14 protein-coding genes are annotated in these 21972 nt (G+C 39.2%); 7 read left to right on the top strand and 7 right to left on the bottom strand.

Annotated elements, in window-relative coordinates:
- Nucleotides 1–119: 119 nt before the first annotated feature.
- The 3 genes from MED217_RS09810 (at nucleotide 120) to MED217_RS09800 (ending at nucleotide 7668) form a co-directional block, all read left to right on the top strand.
- Nucleotides 120–2534: a glycoside hydrolase family 2 TIM barrel-domain containing protein gene (locus MED217_RS09810; RefSeq protein WP_009780356.1), complete on the top strand. Its 2415-nt coding sequence runs from the start codon at nucleotides 120–122 to the stop codon at nucleotides 2532–2534.
- Between the two features lie 43 nt (nucleotides 2535–2577).
- Complete coding sequence (locus tag MED217_RS09805; protein WP_009780355.1) at nucleotides 2578–5946, top strand: VCBS repeat-containing protein; 3369 nt, start codon at nucleotides 2578–2580, stop codon at nucleotides 5944–5946.
- A gap of 210 nt (nucleotides 5947–6156) precedes the next feature.
- Nucleotides 6157–7668 (top strand): glycoside hydrolase, encoded by a 1512-nt coding sequence (locus MED217_RS09800; protein WP_154648929.1) that lies wholly within the window; start codon nucleotides 6157–6159, stop codon nucleotides 7666–7668.
- A 184-nt stretch (nucleotides 7669–7852) separates the two neighbouring features.
- Here the strand turns inward: MED217_RS09800 and cydB are convergent, their stop codons facing one another.
- From cydB to MED217_RS09770, 6 genes are all read right to left on the bottom strand, one after another.
- Complete coding sequence (gene cydB / locus MED217_RS09795) at nucleotides 7853–8890, bottom strand: cytochrome d ubiquinol oxidase subunit II (RefSeq protein WP_009780353.1); 1038 nt, start codon at nucleotides 8888–8890, stop codon at nucleotides 7853–7855.
- Nucleotides 8891–8899: 9 nt separating this feature from the next.
- Nucleotides 8900–10282, bottom strand: coding sequence for a cytochrome ubiquinol oxidase subunit I (locus MED217_RS09790; protein WP_009780352.1), 1383 nt, complete (start codon nucleotides 10280–10282; stop codon nucleotides 8900–8902).
- A 145-nt stretch (nucleotides 10283–10427) separates the two neighbouring features.
- The gene (locus MED217_RS09785) at nucleotides 10428–10865 is read right to left on the bottom strand and encodes a methyltransferase family protein (RefSeq protein WP_040532724.1); all 438 of its coding nucleotides are present in this window, start codon (nucleotides 10863–10865) and stop codon (nucleotides 10428–10430) included.
- A gap of 7 nt (nucleotides 10866–10872) precedes the next feature.
- A complete protein-coding gene (locus MED217_RS09780; RefSeq protein WP_009780351.1) occupies nucleotides 10873–12210 on the bottom strand; it encodes an MBL fold metallo-hydrolase in 1338 nt (445 codons plus the stop codon).
- Nucleotides 12211–12298: 88 nt separating this feature from the next.
- Nucleotides 12299–13180, bottom strand: a complete 882-nt coding sequence (locus MED217_RS09775) for a sterol desaturase family protein (protein WP_009780350.1) — start codon at nucleotides 13178–13180, stop codon at nucleotides 12299–12301.
- A 30-nt stretch (nucleotides 13181–13210) separates the two neighbouring features.
- A complete protein-coding gene (locus tag MED217_RS09770; protein ID WP_009780349.1) occupies nucleotides 13211–13681 on the bottom strand; it encodes a DUF1572 family protein in 471 nt (156 codons plus the stop codon).
- Nucleotides 13682–13780: 99 nt separating this feature from the next.
- Here MED217_RS09770 and MED217_RS09765 point away from each other — a divergent pair, with 99 nt between their 5' ends.
- Complete coding sequence (locus MED217_RS09765; RefSeq protein WP_009780348.1) at nucleotides 13781–14734, top strand: lipid A-modifier LpxR family protein; 954 nt, start codon at nucleotides 13781–13783, stop codon at nucleotides 14732–14734.
- Here MED217_RS09765 and MED217_RS09760 read toward each other — a convergent pair whose 3' ends face one another.
- Nucleotides 14735–16450 (bottom strand): SulP family inorganic anion transporter, encoded by a 1716-nt coding sequence (locus MED217_RS09760; RefSeq protein WP_040532722.1) that lies wholly within the window; start codon nucleotides 16448–16450, stop codon nucleotides 14735–14737. It abuts the gene before it with no gap.
- A 359-nt stretch (nucleotides 16451–16809) separates the two neighbouring features.
- On the opposite strand from MED217_RS09760, the gene tilS reads away from it, so the two are divergent.
- Genes tilS through MED217_RS09745 form a run of 3 tightly spaced genes read left to right on the top strand, consistent with a single transcriptional unit; the run spans nucleotide 16810 to nucleotide 21971 of the window.
- Nucleotides 16810–18120 (top strand): tRNA lysidine(34) synthetase TilS, encoded by a 1311-nt coding sequence (gene tilS / locus MED217_RS09755; protein WP_009780345.1) that lies wholly within the window; start codon nucleotides 16810–16812, stop codon nucleotides 18118–18120.
- Complete coding sequence (locus MED217_RS09750) at nucleotides 18113–20113, top strand: protein-disulfide reductase DsbD family protein (RefSeq protein ID WP_009780344.1); 2001 nt, start codon at nucleotides 18113–18115, stop codon at nucleotides 20111–20113. The genes tilS and MED217_RS09750 overlap by 8 nt, the downstream gene beginning before the upstream one ends.
- A 13-nt stretch (nucleotides 20114–20126) precedes the next feature.
- Nucleotides 20127–21971, top strand: coding sequence for a CocE/NonD family hydrolase (locus MED217_RS09745; protein ID WP_009780343.1), 1845 nt, complete (start codon nucleotides 20127–20129; stop codon nucleotides 21969–21971).
- Nucleotide 21972: the final 1 nt, after the last annotated feature.

Here is a 21972-nt window from a genome sequence, read left to right as displayed (position 1 = left end):
TGTCTTTAGATTACGAAATCGATTTCTTTAAATGCGAAGGTAAGGCTTAAGATCAAATAGCAATCATTTAGCCCAAGGCTTTTAGAGGTGAAGATTTCCTACCGAATATTTTAAAATTCATGAAAAAACCAAATGCATTGCTTGCAGTTTTTGTGTTCGTTTTGAGCATGTTACCACTAAAAGCGCAACAAAATCTTGATAAAACATCAAAAACTCAAAACTTTGACCACGGTTGGAAGTTCAGCTTAAGTGCAGATGAGAAGGCTATTGACCCAAATTTCGATGATTCCGGTTGGGAAGATCTTGTATTACCTCACGATTGGAGTGTACAATTCCCTTTAGCTCAAGAAAACCCGTCTGCAGGAGCCGGCGGCTATTTTAAAAATGGTTTGGGTTGGTATCGCAAAACATTTCAAGTGCCTGAAGAGCTAGAAAATAAGAAGATTTATATTCATTTTGGCGGAGTGTATATGAACGCAGAAGTTTTTGTAAACGGCCGTTCAGTAGGTATTCAGCCGTATGGATATTCTCCATTTTACTTCGATATTTCAGAATATTTAAAGTTTGGTGAACAAAATGTTATAACGGTTAAAGTTGATAATTCTGAAGAGATCAATTCGCGCTGGTTTAGTGGTTCTGGTATTTACAGACACGTTAAAATTCAGGTAAATAATCCATTACATTTTGAAACAAATGGAGTCGCTATCAACACTTCTGAAGTAGATAAGAATAAAGCTTCAGTACATATAAGCCCGGCTATAATAAATGAGACAAAAACTATTCAGGAATACAGGGTCACTGCTTCGGTTGAGACAGAAGAAGAAACCTTCAAATCTGAATTAGCACTTAAGAATGTTCCCGGTGAGATTCGAAAAGGCACTTTAGCATTAGAACTTCCAAATCCGAGATTATGGAGTCCTGATAATCCTAATCTTTATACTTTAAAACTTGCCATAAAAAATTCTGAAGGCAAAATTATTGATGAGGTTGAAGAAACTTTTGGTATTCGTACGATTGAATATAATTCAAAAGACGGTTTTGTTCTAAATGGGAAAAGCGTTTTAATCAATGGCGGAAATATGCACCACGATAACGGTGCTCTGGGAGCGGCTGCTTTTGATCGTGCTGAAATTCGTAAAGTGCAACTTCTCAAAGATGCAGGATTTAATTCGGTGCGTACATCGCATAATGTTCCTTCAGAAGCATTTTTAAAGGCTTGTGACAGTATCGGTCTCTTGGTTATTGACGAAGCTTTTGACGGTTGGCGAACGGAAAAGACACCTTATGATTACGCGAGGTATTTTGATCTTTGGTATAAAAAAGATATTCAGGCAATGGTGGCACGTGATCGCAATCACCCTTCAATCGTAATGTGGAGTATTGGTAATGAGATTATTGAACGAAAAGATCCCGAAGCGGTAAAAACAGCACAGCTTTTGAAAAATGCAGTTTTAGAATTGGATACAACGCGACCGGTTACTTCTGCAATGACCACTTGGGATAATGATTGGCAGATTTTTGATCCTTTATTTTCAGTACACGATATAGGTGGTTATAATTATCAATTGCATCGCGCGGAGTCTGATCACGAGCGCGTGCCGGAGCGTGTTATGGTGCAAACCGAATCGTATCCTCGTGATGCTTTTTTCTGTTGGGATATGACGCAAAAGCACCAATACGTCATTGGAGATTATGTGTGGACTGCGATGGATTATTTAGGCGAATCCGGAATAGGTAGATTTTATATAGCCGGTGAAGAACCTGATGGCGAGCATTGGTCTGCAGATCATTTTCCTTGGCATGGGGCCTATTGTGGAGATATTGATTTAATAGGTTGGCGTAAGCCTATCTCGCATTACCGAGATATGCTATGGAATAATTCTGAAAAGATCTATATGGCGGTTAAGCAGCCTAATCCTGAAGGAAAACAGATTAAAGAAACCATGTGGTCGGTTTGGCCTACTTGGCCTAGTTGGACGTGGCCTCAACATGTAGGCAAACCAATTACGGTTGAAGTATATACCAAATATCCTGAAGTAAAACTATACTTGAATAACCGCCTGATTGAAGCACAACAGGTTTCTCGAGAGACTGAATTTATAGCAAGTTTTGATGTAGAATATCAACCGGGAACCTTGGTAGCAAAAGCCTTTGAAAATGGAGTTCTAAAAGAAAGCACGCTCTTACAAACAGCCAAAGCTGTTGACCAGATTAAACTGACTGCAGAAAATAATACGCTTGTAGCCAACGCACAGGATCTAGCCTACATTCAGGTAGAGCTTCAGGATGAAGAAGGAATTCTGAATCCAACTCAAGACCAGCTTTTAGACTTTACAGTAGAGGGACCTGCAGAAATTATAGCGACAGACAATGCAAATCTCAAAGACACTACAGCATACCCAAGTCATTCTAGAAAAACCTGGAATGGAAGAGCTTTAGTCATTCTCAGAAGTACTTCAGAAAAAGGGGATATTTTGCTTAAAGTGACGAATTCAAAAAAACTATCTAATACGATTAAAATCAAAAGTATATAAGTTTTGTATTTTTCTAACCTAGATATTTAAAACGGTATAAAACATGTCTTTATATAGATGTTCTGTTGGTATTTTATTTTCAGCTTTCTTTATGCTTTCGTGTAAAGAAAAAACACTTTTTACAGAAGTAGATGCCTTTGAAGCAGGTTTAGATTTTGAAAATAGGCTCACTGAAACTGATGCCGAGAATGTGATGACCTACGAGTATTTTTATAACGGTGGTGGCGTTGCAGTGGCAGATTTTAACAACGATGGTTTTGCAGATGTATATCTTTCTGGGAATCAGGTTGCCAATAAACTATTTCTTAATCTTGGTAAATGGAACTTTAAAGACGTAACCCAAACTGCCGAAATCAAAGAAAAGCAAGGCTGGAAAACAGGTGTCACAGCCGCAGATGTGAATGGTGACGGTTTGATGGATCTGTATTTGTCCTATTCCGGAAATTCAAAAAAAGAAGGCCATGCTGAGCCGGTTATACCAAATTATGAAGGTAGATCCAATGCGTTATTCATCAATCAGGGCAATAATGCAGACGGTGTTCCTGTTTTTAAAGAAATGGCCAAAGAATATGGTCTGGATGCGGCGGGAAGCTTTAGCACACAAGCCTATTTTTTAGATTATGATCTGGATGGCGATTTGGACATGTTTTTATTGAATCACGCCAATAAATTTTACAATACCCTTATAAACGTAAAAAAGTTACGAAGTCTCAGACATCCGTATTATGGCAATAAATTGTTTGAAAATATTGGAAACAAATTTGTTGAAGTTTCTGAAGGTTCTGGGATTAATGGGACCGGAATAAATTTTGGCCTCAGTGCTTCAATAAGCGATTTAAACAATGACGGTTATCCTGATATTTATGTGACTAATGATTATGTAGAACAGGATTTTTGTTACATAAACCAACAAAACGGAACCTTTAAAGACATTTCAAAATCCGCATTCGGTCATTTATCAAAATTTTCAATGGGTTCTGATATTGCTGATTTAAATAATGATCAAAAGCCTGATGTGTTTGTCCTTGATATGTTGCCTGAGGATAATTACCGACAAAAAGTACTTAAAGGTCCCGATCAATTCAATAGAGAGCGCACGCTTGTAGATAGCGGTTACCATCATCAATATATGCGTAATACGCTTCAGTTAAACCGAAGTGTTTCGGCAGATTCAAGTTTAGCTTTTAGTGAGCAAGCGCAACTCTCAGGCGTTTCTAATACAGATTGGAGTTGGGCGCCTTTACTGGCAGATTTTGATAATGACGGCCTCAAAGACATCTTTATTACCAATGGTTATTTGAGAGACTTTAGCAATCTTGATTTTACAAACTATACGGTAAATGAAGCGATCAGTCAAGCGCAACAGTCGCATTCAAATGTAGATATTGGACTCTTGGTTAGTAAAATGTCCTCGACCAAAGTATCTAATTATGTCTACAAAAATAAGGGTGAGGCGCAATTTGTAGACAAGACTTCAGAATGGGGAATTGAGAAAAAAACGGTATCCAATGCAGCTGCTTATGCAGATTTTGATAATGATGGCGACCTTGATCTTATTGTCAATAATCTCAATGCTCCAATAAGTTTGTACCAAAACAACACAAATAATCTCAACCATAATTATTTAAAAATTCAACTGGAAGGTTCCGGTCAAAATGCTAAAGCCTTAGGAGCAAAAGTCTTGCTGAAGCTAAACGATTCAACCACTGTTTATCAAGAAGTCTATTATGGTCGCGGTTATCAATCTTCAGTAGAACCTGTGCTGACCCTTGGTACAGGAGCAATTCAAAATGTTGACGAACTTAAAATCCTTTGGCCTGGCGGAAAAACTTCGGTACTTAAAGATTTTAAAGTCAATCAAACCTTGGTACTTAAAGAAGAAGATGCTGAAGCATATGCCAGTTCAGGATCAAATGAAGCTCAGGCATTCTTTAAAGACATTACAAAAACATCAAACCTTGAATTTAAGCATCAAGAAAATGCGTACCAAGACTTTAATAGTGAGAATTTAATTCTTTACAGAGCATCAATGTTAGGCGGCAAAGCCAGTGTCGCAGACCTCAATAATGATGGTAATGACGATATTTATTTTGAAGCTGCAAAAGAGCAACCGGCAGTTCTGTTTCTTGGTCAAACAGATGAAACGTTTAAACCGTTTAATGACAATCAACCTTGGACTTCCCCCGGGGCGACTGCTCAAGAAGATTTAGGATCCTTGTTTTTTGATGCCGATGGAGATGGAGATTTAGACTTGTATGTTGTGAGTGGTGGTAATGAAGCGTTTAACGGTGATGATTTCTATCAGGATAGATTATACCTTAATGACGGCAATGCCAAGTTTACTGAGGCTAAAGATGCTTTACCTGATATGCGTTTTAGCGGTGCAACCGTCAAAGCAACAGATTTTGATAAGGACGGCGATCTTGACGTATTTGTAGGAGGACGATTGAACGGAAAAAACTATCCTATGACTCCCAAAAGTATCTTGCTCGAGAATAAAAGTAGCGATGGTCGTATTGTTTTTGAAGCGCAGCGCAATTATGATATTGCTAACTTAGGAATGGTTACCGACGCCATTTGGGAAGATATTGATGCAGACGGCTGGCAAGATTTGATCGTAGTAGGAGAGTGGATGCCAATCACGATATTAAAGAATAAACAAGGCGTCTTAGCCAAAAGTGATGCCTATAATCTCAACGATGCTACAGGCTGGTGGACTTCAATTGTTCCTTTTGATTTTGATAATGACGGGGACACTGATTATTTATTAGGAAATATGGGGCTCAATTCGCAATTAAAAGCTTCGGCAGAAGAGCCTATGCGGTATTACATTCAAGATATTGATAATAATGGCCGAATTGATCCGATCTTGTCCTATTATATTCAGCATAAAAATTATCCGCTAGCCGGTCGGGACGAACTTTTAGCACAAGTTCCCGGGTTGAAGAAGCACTTTCCGTATTATGAAGATTATGCAAAAACCACCACTGAAGAATTGCTGGAAGTAGCTCAAATCAAACCTCGATTTGTTCTTGATATTAAAGAATTGCGTTCTTCGGTTTTGGTGAATTCAGGAAATGAATCTTTCCATTTAGAACCTTTACCAGTTGAAGCACAAGCTTCGGTAGTGCAGCATTTTATAGTTGAAGACTTCAATAACGATGGAAATAAAGAAGTTTTAGCAGCCGGTAATTTCTTTCCTTTCAAAATAAGTCTGGGGCAGATGGATGCTTCTTTTGGTAGTTTACTTCAATTTGAAAATGGTAAATGGATCTCACTCAAAGAAGCTGAACAGTTAAATTTGCGTGGGGACATTCGTGATCTCAATTTGGTACGTTTTGCTTCAGGAGCCACCAAAGTTTTGGTTACGCGTAATAACGATTTTGCGAGTTTGCACGAAGTGAATCCATAGGCACTTTGATTTTATGTAGAAAAGTGTTCCATTTTATGTTTTGAACGTTCTACACCTCCAATAAGAGCATTTTGTAGACGGCAATAATCTTAGAAAAGTTAGATAATTGTAATCGTTATCAATTAATTAACAGAAGCTTTTATTCACAAGTTGAAGATCACAAGTTTTAAAATAGGAATTCTTTTTTTCGGCCTCTTTGTTGTTTTAACATTGCTAAGTTGGCATTCAAATAGGGAAGATCAGAAGTCACCAGATTTAATTCATTTAGATTTAGATGCTGAGACGACTTTTCAAAAGATCGATAATTTTGGTGCGTCAGATGCGTGGTCAGTGCAATTTGTAGGCAAAAATTGGCCTTTAGAAAAAAGAGAACAAATCGCTGATTTGCTTTTCAGCACGCAGAATGATCAAGATGGAAATCCTAAAGGAATAGGCTTAAGTCTTTGGCGCTTTAATTTAGGAGCGGGTAGTGCAGAGCAAGGAAAATCTAGCGGTATTCGCGACGAATGGCGCAGAGCGGAAAGTTTTCTTACTCAAGAAGGAACGTACGATTGGAGCAAGCAAAGCGGACAAGTTTGGTTTGCTAAAGCTGCAAAAGAACGAGGTGTAGAACAACTATTGGTTTTTTCTAATAGTCCGCCGGTTCAATTCACCAGAAACGGAAAAGCCTATACCAGCGATAAGGCTCAAAGTAACCTTGATCCCACTAAAAATAAGGCGTTCGCAAAATATCTTGCAGATGTGACCGAAGGCTTTTCAAAAATAGGCCTGGATATAAATTATATAAGTCCTATAAATGAACCGCAATGGGATTGGGCAGATGGTGGTCAAGAAGGAACTCCTTTTTGGAACGATCAGATAAAAGATTTGGTTGTAGCCTTAGATCACGAACTTCAACGGCGCAATCTTAACACCACCTATATTGATATTCCTGAAACCGCTCAAATAAACTATTTGTTTGAAAACGGAAACAAATCAGGAAGAGCAAACGTGATTCAAACCTTTTTTAATACTAATTCAAAAAACTATCTGGGTCATTTGGCACGAGTAAATCATGCTGTTTCCGCACACAGTTATTTTACAACTTCACCATTTTCACGACTTGTAGATCAGCGTAAACAGCTTAACAGTGCCATAGATGAAATTTCAGATCTACATTTCTGGATGAGTGAATATTGCATCCTAGGGGATAATGCTGGTGAAATCGAAGGTAATGGTAGAGATTTAGGAATGACCGCAGCATTGTATATGGCAAAAGTGATCAATACCGATCTGGTCGTCGCAAACGCTAGTGCGTGGCATTGGTGGACCGCAATCTCAGCCTATGATTATAAAGATGGTCTGGTTTATATCGATAAAAACAAAAATGATGGAACTGTTTACGAAAGTAAAATGCTCTGGACGCTTGGTAATTACAGTAGATTTATTCGCCCGGGATATACGCGTATACATCTTCAGGAGCTTGAAGCGTCAACACCAGATGAGAAGTTTTTGTATTCAGCATTTAGAAGTCCGGAAAAGGATAAAATAGTACTTGTTTTTATAAATGATACCGAAAAAAGTAAAGCGGTAGCATTATCAAAGTATAGCGAATCTTATAAAGCAAGTAGCTACATAACTTCGGAAGAACATAATCTAGAACTGAAAGAGCTAACAACCAACAACGGATTTGAGATCCCTGAAAAGGCTGTGGTTACTGTAATTCTTGAAACAAAAAGCTAGCCTATAGAAAACTGTTTAAGGTTAATTATAAGTGTGTTTTATACTTTAAGCAGCAAAAAAGCCCCGTTATAGGGGCTTTTTTATTGGCGCCGTCAAAGGGTATAATACTCCATCCCGATAGCTATCGGGATGCCTCGAAATTGAAAATTCGTTTTCAACCAATGCCTCAGGATGTTTATCTATTTTAATAACTATGATCGTCAAGTTTGACTTTTCCTCTAAAGGTACGGTACACAAAAAAGGTATATCCTAAAACCAGCGGACCACCGATGGCTACAAATAAAAGCATAATCCCTAAAGAACGCTCAGAAGAAGCAGCTTCATAAACATCGATACTATATTTTGGGTCAACTGTAGAAAAGAGTAGGTTAGGATAAAGTTCTACAGCAACTAAAACCAGCAATAAACTAATGGTTAGCGATGAAAAGAAAAATGCAAGTTTGTAATTTTTTTTACTTGCCAATCGTGGTACGTTTGCAATACTCAAAAAGGTGAGCACCGGTACCGCAAATAGAACAGGAGCACTTTTAAAGTCGTCAGACAAATGCGGAATGTAAAGCAGTGTATACAGCGTAGTGATCGCAAAGCTCACCATAAAAAAGATCATTCCTTTTTGGAGTAGATTGGTGAGTTTTTCAAACATCGCTCCTTCGGTTTTTAGAAGCAGGTAAATGGCTCCGTGTGCCATAAACAACGCAAGTGTCGTTACTCCGGTCATAATCGCATACGGATTCAGAAATTCAAAAAAGCCGGAGCCGGTATATTGGTAATTTTCGCCTATGGCAAAGCCTTGCAGCACATTTCCTAAAACGACACCTAGCAAAAAAGCGAGCATTATACTTGAAATGCTATAACAAACATCCCAAAGTTTACGCCACCAAAGCATTTCTTCTTTTCCTCTAAATTCGATTGAAATGGCTCTGAAAATGATGAAGATCAAAAACAGCATAAACGGAATATACAACGAAGAAAAAAGTGTCGCGTACATCACAGGGAAACCGGCAAATAGCGCTCCGCCGCCAATCACGAGCCAAACTTCGTTTCCATCCCAAACAGGACCAACAGCATTAAGTGCAATACGACGATTCAATTCCTTTTTAAAAAAGAGATGCCAAGCACCTGCACCAAAATCAAATCCATCTAAAATTGCATATCCTGAGAATAAACCGCCAATTACTAAAAACCACCACGTGGGATAATCTATACCTAAAATTGTTTCCATACTATTCTGTTATCCTGTTACTACTTCGCTAATTTCTTTGGTTAATGGTCTGTCGTCATCTTCATCATTGGCCTCTTCGTAAGGTCCGTGCTTAATTTTTTTATTCAGTAAGTAAACAAAAAGTAAAAAGAGCAGGGCGTAGACGGCAAAAAATAGGATTAAAGAAAATAAGACTTGATTAGCCGTTACCGCTTGAGAAAAGGCTTCGTTAGTGCGCAGTAAGCCGTAAACCACCCAAGGTTGCCGCCCCATTTCTGCAGAGAACCAGCCTACTTGATTAGCGATCTGCGGAAGCAGAGCTGTGAACACAAAAACCCAAAGCAACCACTTTTTAGTAAACAGTTTCTTTTTCCACATTAAAAAAGAAGCATATAAAGTAAGCGCGATCAAAAACATCCCGATGGCAACCATAAGGTGATAAAACTGAAAAACAGCATTAACCTGAGAAGGGCGTTCATCTTCGGGGAACGCATTTAAACCGGTTACAGGAGCTTCAAAATCCTGATCTAATAAAAACGACAATCCACCGGGAATTGCTAAACCGGTCACTTCTTGATTCTCTTGATCTACCCAACCCAGAAGATACATATCTGCCGCAGCGTTTTCATCATAATGTCCTTCAAGTGCTGCTAATTTTGCAGGTTGATGTTCTGCAACGACTTCTGCTGATGCGTGCCCTGCTACAAGTTGAGCGAGTGAAGTTATAGTAGCAATGATAAGTGTGATCTTAAATGCTTTTTTTGAAATGCTCACATAACGTCCTTTTAAGATATAGTAGGCGTGTACACTAAGAATTAGGAATACTCCCGCTAGAAAAGCACCTAACCAAACGTGCCAAATACGCTCTACACTCGACGGATTGAAAACCATTGCCCAAAAATCGGTGATCTCTGCGCGGGCTTTCATACCCTCACCTACAATGTGGTAGCCTGCCGGCGTTTGCTGCCAGCTGTTTGCGACTACGATCCAGATCGCAGAAAACATAGAACCTAAAAATACGCCGATTGTTGAAACCAAGTGAACCCAAGGTTTTACACGGTTCCAGCCAAAAAGTAACACGCCTAAAAAACCACTTTCAAGTGCAAAAGCAAAAATACCTTCAGCTGCGAGCGCGCTTCCGAAAACATCTCCAACATAACGCGAATAGGTAGCCCAATTGGTGCCAAATTCAAACTCCATTACAATGCCGGTAACAACACCAATTCCGAATGTGAGTGCAAAAATTTTAGTCCAAAACTTTGCAAGAATGTGGTAATCTTCTTTTTTGGTTTTTACATATAGACTTTCAAAGATGACCATCAATAATCCAATTCCGATACTTAGAGGTGGGTAGATGTAATGAAAGGCTACTGTAAAGGCAAATTGAATTCGGGCGAGTAATTCGACATCCATTTTTACGGGTTCTTGGAGGTTGATTTGTAAAAGCTTTTGAAGCTTTTATTCTGATATAAATTTACAATCCAATCTTGGGTTGAAAGCTTGAAAACACTAGGTTTTCTTGTTAAAGTTCTTTCATTTTTTTTGAAATTAAAAGGACTTAAAACCTTGGGGTTTTCTTTCTGTAAATCTTGTATTTGGGAAAGCGCGCCACGAGTAAGTTTTCTTCAAAAGTAGACTTCCAGCAGAAGAAGAGGTAAAGAACAGCTGTCAAAACGAGCTTGTATACATCTTCAAACAGGATCGATAAACTTAAATATGAAAGTAAAATTCCAAAATAGATAGGATGTCTACTGTATCTAAATATTCCGAAGTCTATAAGGCTTGAATTCTTACGCGGACTAGGAAAAGGTGATAATTGATGCCGTAATTGATAAAGGGCAATGACAACGAATAACATTCCGAAAACAATAAAGGTGTAAGCACCGTAGTTAAAGGCTTCCGGTAATCTGAATTTAAGAAGGCTTATTGGAAAGAAAAAGGCACACATTATTATCATTTGCAGTGTTACAAATAAAATATTGTATACCTTTTTCATTTAAATGCTATTGAAAGTCTTTTACTGCATCTCCTAGATCATAGACGGTAACTTCATCAATATGCATTGCTAAAATACTGCTTCCGGCAGCGCTACGATAGCCACCGGCACAGTGCACCACAATAGGTTTATCTACCGGAATCTCTTCATACCGATCGCGCAATTCATTCAGTGGGATGGTGATGGCGTGATCAAAGAATTTGCCGGATTCCGTTTCACTTTGATTTCGAATATCAACAATGGTGTATGCTTTTGTGTTTTTCTTGAAATCTTCCAGATCCAAATCCTTCATTTTGAGCCAATCTTGTTCACCAAGCGTATAGACCATTTTAACTTGATGCTCATAACCTATTTTGCTCACGCGATCGAGTAGCGTTTCAGCGTGTGCAGCGCTGTTAGAAACAAGGCAAAATTCTTCTTCAGGTTTTACAATCGCACCCAACCAGGTTTCAAATTTATGCTCTGGTTTGGTCGCCATAATATTCAAACTGTTCCGCTTATGCCCATTCTTAAAGTCTTCTTCTAAACGGGTATCTATAACTAATGCATCACCATTCAGGAGCGTTTCATAAAGTTTTAAAGGGATATCAGCCAAGCTGCTATTTAAGTTTAGCGCTCCGGTTTTATTGATATCCACATCATAACCAAAATAATGCGGAATGAACGGCTGAGAATCCAGTAAATGATTTACAAAAGTTTCTTCAGATTGCTCTTTAAAAGCCCAGTTGGTAGCACGTTGCTCACCAAGTGTGCTGCTGCCATCACTGCTCATATTTTTTCCGCAAAGCGAACCTGCTCCGTGCGCGGGATAAACAACCGCATCATCGGTAAATTCGTTGTAAGCACTTGTCATCGTCTTATACATAGACTTTGCAAGGTCTATGCGCTTAGCTTTCATTTTTCCTGCTTTCTCACGCAGATCAGGACGACCTACATCACCTATAAATAAAGTATCTCCTGTAAAAAGAGCGGTTTCATTTTCGGTGGAAGCGACTATCGTGATGCTATCTGGAGAGTGCCCCGGAGTGTTTATCGCTTTAAATTTGATAGTTCCTATTTCAACCAGGTCACCATCATCAAAATGCTCGTGCGCGTAGTCTGCGCCTAATAATTTACTCGCATAAATAGTAGCGCCCGTTTCTTTATGAATTTGTAGGTGAGAAGAAATAAAATCGGCGTGCGGGTGTGTTTCAAAAACAGCCACGATTTGCGCATTATGCTCTTCTGCAAAGGCATAGTATTGCGCGGGATCGCGTTCCGGGTCTACTAAAGCGATCTTGTTTTCACTTAAAATCGCATAAGAAAAATGGGCTAAAGGTTTGTATTCAAATTGTTTAATTGTCATAGCATTGAAATTTTACTCAAAAATAAAAAAGGCTACAGCTTGTGGGTGTAACCTTTGATACACTAGCTTTTGAATACTAAAACTGCAATTATTTGGTAGAATGCTCCTTAAAAGGATAGGTGAGTTGTCCCGTAAAATCGTGCGGGAAGCGCTCATCTCCGTCAAAACCTATTTCAATATTCTTTCCGCTTTTTGGGATGTATGCGGTGCCAAAAAGATAGTCCCAAATACTTAGACTTAAGCCGAAATTCATCCCGTATTTATGTTCTGGCGGAAGCGCTTTAGCGTGATGCCATATGTGCATACGTGGATTGTTTAAAACATAACCCAGCGGACCATAACTCCAATCGAGATTGGCGTGGTTTAAATGACCGATGAATACCGAAAACATATGCACCACAAAAAATTGTTCGATCCCAAAACCGATCATCGCCAGCGGAATGTACTGCGCACTTTTATATACTAAGGTCTCCACAAAATGAAACCGAAATTGAGCCGCAAAGCCCATTTCTTTTACACTGTGATGCACTTGATGAAATTTCCACAACCACGGCACGCGATGTAGCATTCGGTGTACATTCCATTGAATAAAATCGGCAATAACAAACATGATTAAAAGTTGCGCCCAAACCGGAAAGTCCTGAACCTCGATCGCAACCAAATTATCTATCCCAAAAAGTCCTAAAAAGTCATTAAAGAGTTCAACGCCAACATTGGAGAGTGCGTTATAACCAATCAAAGAGAACAGAAAGAAATTGAAGATCATATAAAACGCATCGAGCCAAAATCCCTTTCTAAAAATTGGTTGCTTTTTACGCCAGGGAATAATGATCTCAAATGCAAAAACAAGCAACGAGAGCCCAAGAAGCCAGTAGAAATAATTAGTCCACCCGGGATTGGTGATCTCATCAATCAGGTAATTAAAATATCCTGTAAAGGAATCTTGTATAATCTTTAGATATTTATCCACGTTTTATAAGTCGGTTTCAGTGCTATAAAATTACGTTGTTCCTTCGGTTTTTAGCAGGAGTACGATTTGCCCCAAATGATAATAACTGTGTTCAATAAGTGCTTCAATATTGCGCTTGTAGCTTCCGTAGGCTTCTTTTACAAAAATAGCGTCTAATTGATCGTTGGTTAAGGTTTTGATCAAATTGACGAGTTCTTCGGTATCTTTCCAGAAAAGCGCCAAGAAGTTTTGCCACGCTTCATCGTTTTGCATAGGCTCAAAATCAAAACTAAACCGATCGCTAATGCTGAGTTCACCACCAAGAAAAACCTGCTTTACACCTGCGATGTAATAATGAACATGTTGCGCAAGAATCGCTACAGTATTGTAGGTTTTAATTTGTATAGAAACTTCGTCAAGTGCGGTGTTATCGAGTTCCTTTTTAAAATTGGTATTGGCGATCCACGTACCCTCAAGAATCACTTCCTGAAGTCTTTGAGCCAGAGCTGCTGCTTGTGACATAGTTTTAATGAATTAAACCCTGCTTTTTAAATTTAATCAAATCTTGACATTCTTATGAAAGCGGTTGTGTTTAAATTTAAAACTGTTTAGTTTAGACCAATGAAGATTGTAAAAATCGGTATTGCTTTGTGGCTTTTTTTGATTTCTTTTCTACTGAAAGCACAGCAGGACCCCGCCTATAAATATGAAGTGCTGACAGGCCACGACAATGATTTTACGATCTTTGGGACACGTACAGACTGGCATTATACTTACGGAATTCATCTGGGTTTTAACTGGCTACCGCAAAATTCCAGTATGCTCGCATCGCTTTTTTCAAATAAGGAGGCGTTTAGTCAGAATATTGGGTTGCACATTCAAGCATACACGCCAGATTATGCGCGAACCTACCAAATCGTCAAAACCAGACAGCCATATGCTGGTTGGGGTTATGTAGATTTTGCTAATAACTACGGATTTAAAAAGGCGTTTCTTCAATTGAAAGTAGATTTAGGGATCTTAGGACCCGCAGTGCAAGCAGGGGAAATACAGAATTTTATTCACAAAAACTTCTCGAGAGACATTTTTGTAGATCAATGGGAAGAGCAGATTCCTAATCAGTTTGGTTTCAATGTACGAGCGAATTACGCTCAAGATATTTTCACTGAAAAATGGCTGAATCTTTACAGTTTCAGTCGAATTTCTGCCGGAAACATTTTTACCCTTTTTGAGCAAGGTGCTTATTTTAGATTTGGTCAATTTAATACTATTGGCAAATCGGTGGCGCGCCAACAAAGTCTTTTAGGTTCTGGAGAAACCGAATTTTTTCTCGAAGCCGGTTTCAATATGAATTTTTCTGCTTTTAATGCGACCATTGAAAATGCAAATGCGCAAGGCGAAAAAGTAGTTCCCCGCGATCTTGTAAATCACAGTATTTTAAATGGACACGTTGGGTTTTTCTTTTCGCAGAAACGCTATACGATCGGTTTAAAATGGAATTATACCGAAGGTGAAATAAAAGGAAACGACCCGCACCGATTTGCAATTTTAGCCGGAACCTATAAATTCAATTGATTAAAATTTCTGTCGGGAGACACGATCTTCAATTTCGGTACGAGGATGCACGCCGTCAATAAATTCTACTGCTTCAACCACACGTACAAATAAGTTTTCGGCACCTAATAATTCCGTAACTCCGGTTTTAAACAGAATATCGCGTGTAGGTCCGGTAGCAGCGGCGATCATTAAGGTGATCTCTTTTTGTCGCAGTTCTAGAATGAGGTATTTCAAAATATAAATAGCGCTACTGTCAACATAATTTATCGCTTCAGCATTGATGATAATGGTTTTAAGTTCAGGACCTTTTGCTTTAATATGTTTTTTAAGCTCTTTATAGAAGTAGTCTTTATTTCCGAAGAACAATTGTGCATCAAAACGCACGACCAAGATGTCTTTACGATCGATGATGTCGGTAGCAAAACGGTTGATGTTTTTGAAATATGTGGTTCCTTTTATTTGACCCAACACTGCCATATGTGGTTTTGAGGTGCGGTAAACCATCAAGAGTAATGAGAACAAAACACCTAGAATAATTCCCTCTTGAATCCCAACAAATAAGGTGATTAGAAAAGTAGCGATTAGCAATAGAAACTCATCTTTTTGATTCTTGTAAAGCTCTTTAGGATAGTTAAGATCGATCAAGCTTGTAATCGCCAGCATAATGATCGAAGCAAGAATGGCATTAGGCAAATAATAGAAAACCGGAGTCAGAAAGAGTAGGGTAAGCGCAACCAAGCTTGCACTAATAAAAGCAGCAACTCCCGTTTTTGCACCTGCTTGAAAATTTACCGCAGTACGGCTAAAACCAGCGGTAGTAGGATAACATTGAAAGAAAGACCCCACGATATTACCTGTTCCCAAAGCTATAAGTTCTTGATTGGGATTGATCGTATTGGATTTTACCTTTTCTTCGAGTGCTTTACCAATAGATACGACTTCCATAAAAGCGATTAAGGACATTGCCAGTGCAAGGGTGAAAAGCTGACCAAGATCTTCCCAAGGAACCGATGGAACACCAAAACTCGGTAAGCCATCCGGTATTTTTCCCACGAGAATGAGTCCGTAATTGGTAAGTGGCGTAAAATAAGCTAGTGAAATACCAAAGATGACTACAACAATAGCAGCGGGAATTTGACTACTTATACGTTTGATCAATAACATAATTCCAATACCGGCAAGTCCTACCGCTACTGCAACAGGATTGATCTGATCAAGCTGCGCAAGGGTTTGTTTAATGATAGGCAGGGTTTTATTGCTGCTTACCGTGATACCTAATAAGTGTTTGAGTTGTGTGATACCTATTATTAAGGCGGCTGCAGAAGTGAAACCGCTAATCACAGGCTTGGATAAAAAATTGACTAAAAAGCCCATTTTTAAAAAACCCATCAATACTTGAATGATTCCAACAAACAACGCCAGAAAAATAGCCATCGAGATATATTCGTTGATACCGCTTAGCGACAGCGCTCCCAAACCTGATGCAATTATGAGCGAATCCATCGCTACCGGTCCAATTGCCAGTTGGCGCGATGTACCCATAATCGCATAAATTACCTGAGGTAAAAGAGCGGCGTAAAGTCCAAATACCGGAGGTAAACCGGCAATCATGGCATACGCCATTCCTTGCGGAATAAGCATAATACCCACAGTTATTCCAGCAGAAATATCACCGGCTAAGTAGCTTTTCCTGTAGTTTGGTAACCAGTCAAATATGGGAAAGAATTTCTTCAAGGATTCAAATTTATGGGCAAATATATACTGTGTGCATTGATATGCTCGTAACACATGTTACATAGGGTTTCGATTAAAAATACAATATTAAGCCCATCAAATTGAAAATTTCAAAAACCTAATGCGTTAAATACTTACTAAATAAACTACCTCAGGGCAAGCCTGTTTGCCGACAAAGGCAGGCCCAGATGGCATTGGTTGAAAAAGCATTGTCAATTTAGAGGCAAGCCTCAGAGTATGAAACCCTTTGGCGGGGCCAATAAAGTTGGCATTTCATCTACAGGCTTACGCAGCTTAAATTGTATATTTACGGTTTTAAATTTTATAAAAGAGACAGCGCAAGAACAGCACTTGTTTTTATGATTAAAACATTTAAACTTCATATTGAATCCCATTTTAAAAAGCTACTAAACGCTCGTTTTTTACTGGCGGTAAGTGGCGGATTGGACAGTGTGGTTTTAGCGCATTTGTTTTCGGAGTGTAAGATCGATTTTGAGATCGCGCATTGCAATTTTAACCTCCGCGGAAAGGAGAGCGATGCAGATGCGGTTTTTGTTGAAAAGCTAGCCGAAAAACTTCACGTGAAGTTTCACTTGCAGAACTTTGATACCGAAGCCTATGCTCAAGACCAAAAAGTGTCTATTCAAATGGCGGCGAGGGAATTGCGATATCACTGGTTTGAAGAACTTTGTCAACTTCACCATTTACCTTTTCTTGCTACAGCGCATCACGCAAAAGATGATCTGGAAACCTTTCTCATCAATTTGAGCAGAGGTTCAGGATTAAACGGACTTACCGGAATTACTGCCGAAAACGACCGACTCGTACGTCCGTTATTGCCTTTTAGCAGAGAAGAGATTTTAACCTATGCCGAAGCAAATACGCTAGCGTGGCGGGAGGACAGCAGCAATGCTTCAGACAAGTATTTGCGCAATCATTTAAGACATCACGCAATTCCTGCTTTAGAAGAAGCCGCTCCGCAGTTTTTGACGCAGTTTCAAAAAAGTCAGCAGCATTTAAAAGAAACAGCACTTCTGCTAGAAGATTATACAGCCTTGTTATTTTCACAGATCGTGACCCAATCCTTTAAGGGCTATCAATTCAATATTCAGAAATTAAAAGAAACGCCGAATACCAAAGCCGTTCTATACCAACTTTTAAAGGATTTTGAATTTACTGCTTGGGATGATATTTATGATTTACTCGATGCGCAGCCGGGCAAATACGTGGCCACAACAAAGCATCGACTTATCAAGGACCGTGATTTTCTTTTGTTGACCGAACATCAAGCCAAAACTGAGGAAGTGCTTTGGTACGTAGATATTGAGAAAATCGATCTTAATGGTCTAACCCTGATGAAAGAAAATGTGGAGCAATTGACTGATTTAACTAAAACCGAAGCTATTTTTGATGCCGAACAGTTAAAGTTTCCTTTAAAACTTAGAAAGTGGGAGGAAGGCGATTGGTTTTATCCTTTTGGGCTTAAAGGCAAGAAAAAGCTTAGTAAGTTTTTTAAAGACTTAAAATTTTCAACATTAGATAAAGAGTCAGTTTGGCTGCTTTGTAACGACCAAGACATCATCTGGGTTGTAGGAGCACGCACTGATGATCGATATAAAGTAACCCCAAATACTTCACAATTTTTAAAATTTACCGCACACTATGATTAAATACTGCTCTATTCTTGTATTGCTTGTTTTTACCCTTACAGGAAATGCACAAGGTTTTGGGCCCGGCGCAGAGACTCAAAATCCAGTACAATGGGAAGCTTCTGTTGAAAAATCAGAGACAGCTTCTTATACTTTAAAATTAAATGCGAGCATCGAGCCTGAATGGCATGTGTATTCTCAGTTTACAGATCCGGGTGGGTCTTTACCGCTCGAATTAGAATTTCTTGAAGCCGGCGAAGCCTATACCTTAGAAGGTCCTACTGAAGAAAGCGAGACCACTACAGCCTATAGCGATATTTTTGAAGTTGATGAGACGTTTTTTTCAGAAACGGCACAGCTTACCCAAAAGATAAAAGCTGAAGAAACCACCGAATACGTCAAGCTAATCTTGAAATATCAGGTGTGTAAAGAGGTTTGCATCAATGAAGAAAAATATATTGTTTTTGACCTTTCTACCGAAAAAGGACAGGTGTTTCAAGACTTTAATGAATTTCAAGCCTATGGTAAAGTTCAAGAGAAAGTCGAAGAAATTGAACCGGTAAAAGAAGTTGTGAAGCAAGAGGAAAAGCAAGACTTATGGACCATCTTTTTCGTGGCTTTTGCATCAGGTTTTTTAGCATTGTTGACACCTTGTGTGTTCCCAATGATCCCCATGACGGTGAGCTTTTTTACAAAGCAAAGTAAGAGTCTGGCAACCGGCCGTAGAAACGCCATATTATACGGAGTTTTCATCGTAGTGATCTACGTACTGTTAGGTTCGATTGTAACGGGAATTTTTGGTGCAGATGCGCTAAATGCCTTATCGACCAACGTATGGTTCAACTTAGTATTCTTTATACTTCTGGTTGTATTTGCCATTTCATTCTTTGGAGCTTTTGAGATTATGCTGCCTAATTCTTGGGCAAATGCGGTGGATCGAAAAGCAGATCGCGGCGGAATTGTAGGCATCTTTTTTATGGCTTTGGCCTTGGCCATTGTAAGCTTCAGTTGTACAGGACCTATTGTAGGAACTTTATTGGTACAAGCGGCTTCAGAAGGTGGTATCGCTCCGGTATTAGGAATGCTTGGTTTTTCACTTGCCATCGCGATTCCGTTTGCTTTGTTTGCCTTGTTTCCTGGTTTGATGAATTCTTTACCAAAATCTGGAGGTTGGTTAAATTCAGTAAAAGTGGTTTTAGGGTTTTTAGAGCTTGCCTTAGCTTTTAAATTTTTATCCAATGCTGATTTGGTACTGCAAGCGCATATTTTAGAACGCGAAGTATTCTTAGCGATTTGGATCGCTATTTTTGGTGCAATGGCGTTTTATCTTTTCGGAAAAATCAGACTTTCACACGACAGTCCGTTGCCGCATATTTCTTCAGGAAGATTGATTTTAGGGCTTTTCGTCCTATCATTCACACTGTATTTAATTCCCGGCCTATGGGGCGCCCCGTTGAAGTTGATCAGCGGTTTTCCACCACCCTTAAATTATAGTGAATCGCCTTATGGTGTTGGTTATTCTAAAGGTAGTGTTGCAGGATTAACGGAAGGTGAGCTGCCTGAAGAAGCCGAACTTGGTCCCTATCAACTGGTGACCTTTACCGATTATGATGCAGGAATGGCGTATGCAAAAGCTGAAAATAAACCGGTACTTTTAGATTTTACAGGGAAGGCCTGTGTAAACTGCCGTAAGATGGAAGAACGCGTTTGGGGCGAACCTCAAATTTTAGGAAAACTACAAAATGACGTGGTGCTCATTTCGTTATTTGTAGATCTAAAAGAAGAGCTTCCGGAAGCAGAACAATATGTTAGTGAAGTTACCGGCAAACGCATTCAAACTGTTGGTAATAAATGGAGCGACTTTCAGATTGAAAAATATCAGATCAACGCGCAGCCGTATTATGTACTGCTCGATCATAACGATAACGAACTTAACACGCCGGTAGGCTACACACCAGATGTAGACGAATTTGAAGCCTGGCTTGAAGAAGGAATTTCTAAATTCAATGACTAATAAACACCCTTAAATGAAGAACATTAAAAATCTAATTACTGCAGTATTCTTACTTCTCGTAGTTGCTGCTCAAGCGCAAACCGAAGCATACGTTCGCGAGCATTACGACAAGAAAGAAGTAAAAATTAAAATGCGCGATGGTGTAATGTTACATACAACCATTTATTCGCCAAAAGATAAATCACAAGAGTATCCTATTTTAATGATGCGTACGCCGTATAGCTGTGCACCTTATGGAGAAGAAAACTTCAAAGGCAGAATAGGACCTAATCAATTTATGGTTGAAGAAGGTAACATTTTTGTGCAGCAAGATGTGCGTGGCCGTTGGAACAGTGAAGGCGTTTACGACAATATGCGTGCTTATATTCCGAATAAAAAAGGAAAACAAGTTGATGAGGCCAGCGATACCTATGATACGATCGATTGGCTTGTAAAGAACGTAGACAACAACAATGGAAATGTGGGAACTTGGGGAATTTCATATCCCGGTTTTTATGCCACCTATTCGTTGTTAAGTGAACATCCTGCGCTTAAAGCAGTTTCTCCACAAGCGTGTATTTCAGATTTCTTCTTTGATGATTTTCATCATAATGGGGCATTTTTAGAAAGCTACTGGAGAGCGATTTCGCTTTTCGGTTATATGAAAGACGAGCCGGTAACCAAGCCTTGGTACGCTTTTCCTGACCTTCCTTCACAAGATCAATATCAATTTTTCTTAGATGCAGGTCCGTTGACCAATTTAGATGCGTATTACAAAGAAGATAATGTATTCTGGCAGCAAATTAAAGACCATCCTAATTATGATGAGTTCTGGAGAAGCCGCGGAATCATTCAGCATTTAAATGATATCAAGCCTGCTGTTATGGTTGTAGGCGGTTTATTTGATGCCGAAGATCTTTATGGACCGTTCAATACCTACAGAAAGATCGAAGAAACCAGCGATAATTATAACATTTTGGTTTACGGGCCGTGGAGTCACGGAGACTGGGCGCGCTCAAGTGAGCGTCAGGCTATAGGAAACGTATATTTTGGAGATAATCTTTCAAGAGATTTTCAGCAAAACTATGAGACAGTGTTCTTCAACCATTTCTTAAAAAATGATGGAGAAGGAACCATTGATTTTCCTGAGGCTTCTATGTATGACAGTGGTTCGCGGGAGTGGGACAGCTATGCACAATGGCCACCAAAAGCTGCTGAAACCAAAAGCTTTTATTTAGGAGCAGATCAAAAACTTACCGAGAACGCTATAGCAGATTATGCAAATGCATTTGTAAGTGATCCTTCAAAACCGGTTCCGTATTCTGAAGATATTAAAATGGTGTTTACGCCAAGAAAGTATATGACCGATGATCAGCGTTTTGCAGCTCGAAGACCAGACGTATTGGTGTATGAGACTGAAGTTTTAGACGAAGATATGACGATTACCGGTGAAATTTTAGCCAAATTAAAAGTGGCAACCACAGGTACTGCGGCAGATTGGGTGGTAAAAGTGATTGACGTATATCCTAATGATGCCAAAGATTATCCTGAAACGCAGAAATACCTTAAAATGGGCAATTACCATATGATGGTGCGTAGCGAAGTGATGCGCGGCCGTTTTCGTGAGAGTTTCAGAGCCCCTAAAGCTTTTGAACCGAATCAAAAAACCGAAGTTGATTTGACCTTGCAAGGGGTAAACCATACCTTCCTAAAAGGGCACAAAGTGCAAATTCAAATTCAAAGTACGTGGTTTCCGTTAATCGATCGTAATCCACAGACTTTTGTGCCAAATATTTATAAAGCAAGTGCTGAAGATTTCCAGAAACAAACACATACCGTTTTTGGAGATTCTGAAATTCAGTTTAATGTGTTAAAATAAG

It is taken from the genome of Leeuwenhoekiella blandensis MED217, from assembly GCF_000152985.1.
GTDB lineage: Bacteria > Bacteroidota > Bacteroidia > Flavobacteriales > Flavobacteriaceae > Leeuwenhoekiella > Leeuwenhoekiella blandensis.
Note: the sequence above shows the minus strand (reverse complement) of the source record. Positions and strands in the feature narration are given on the sequence as shown.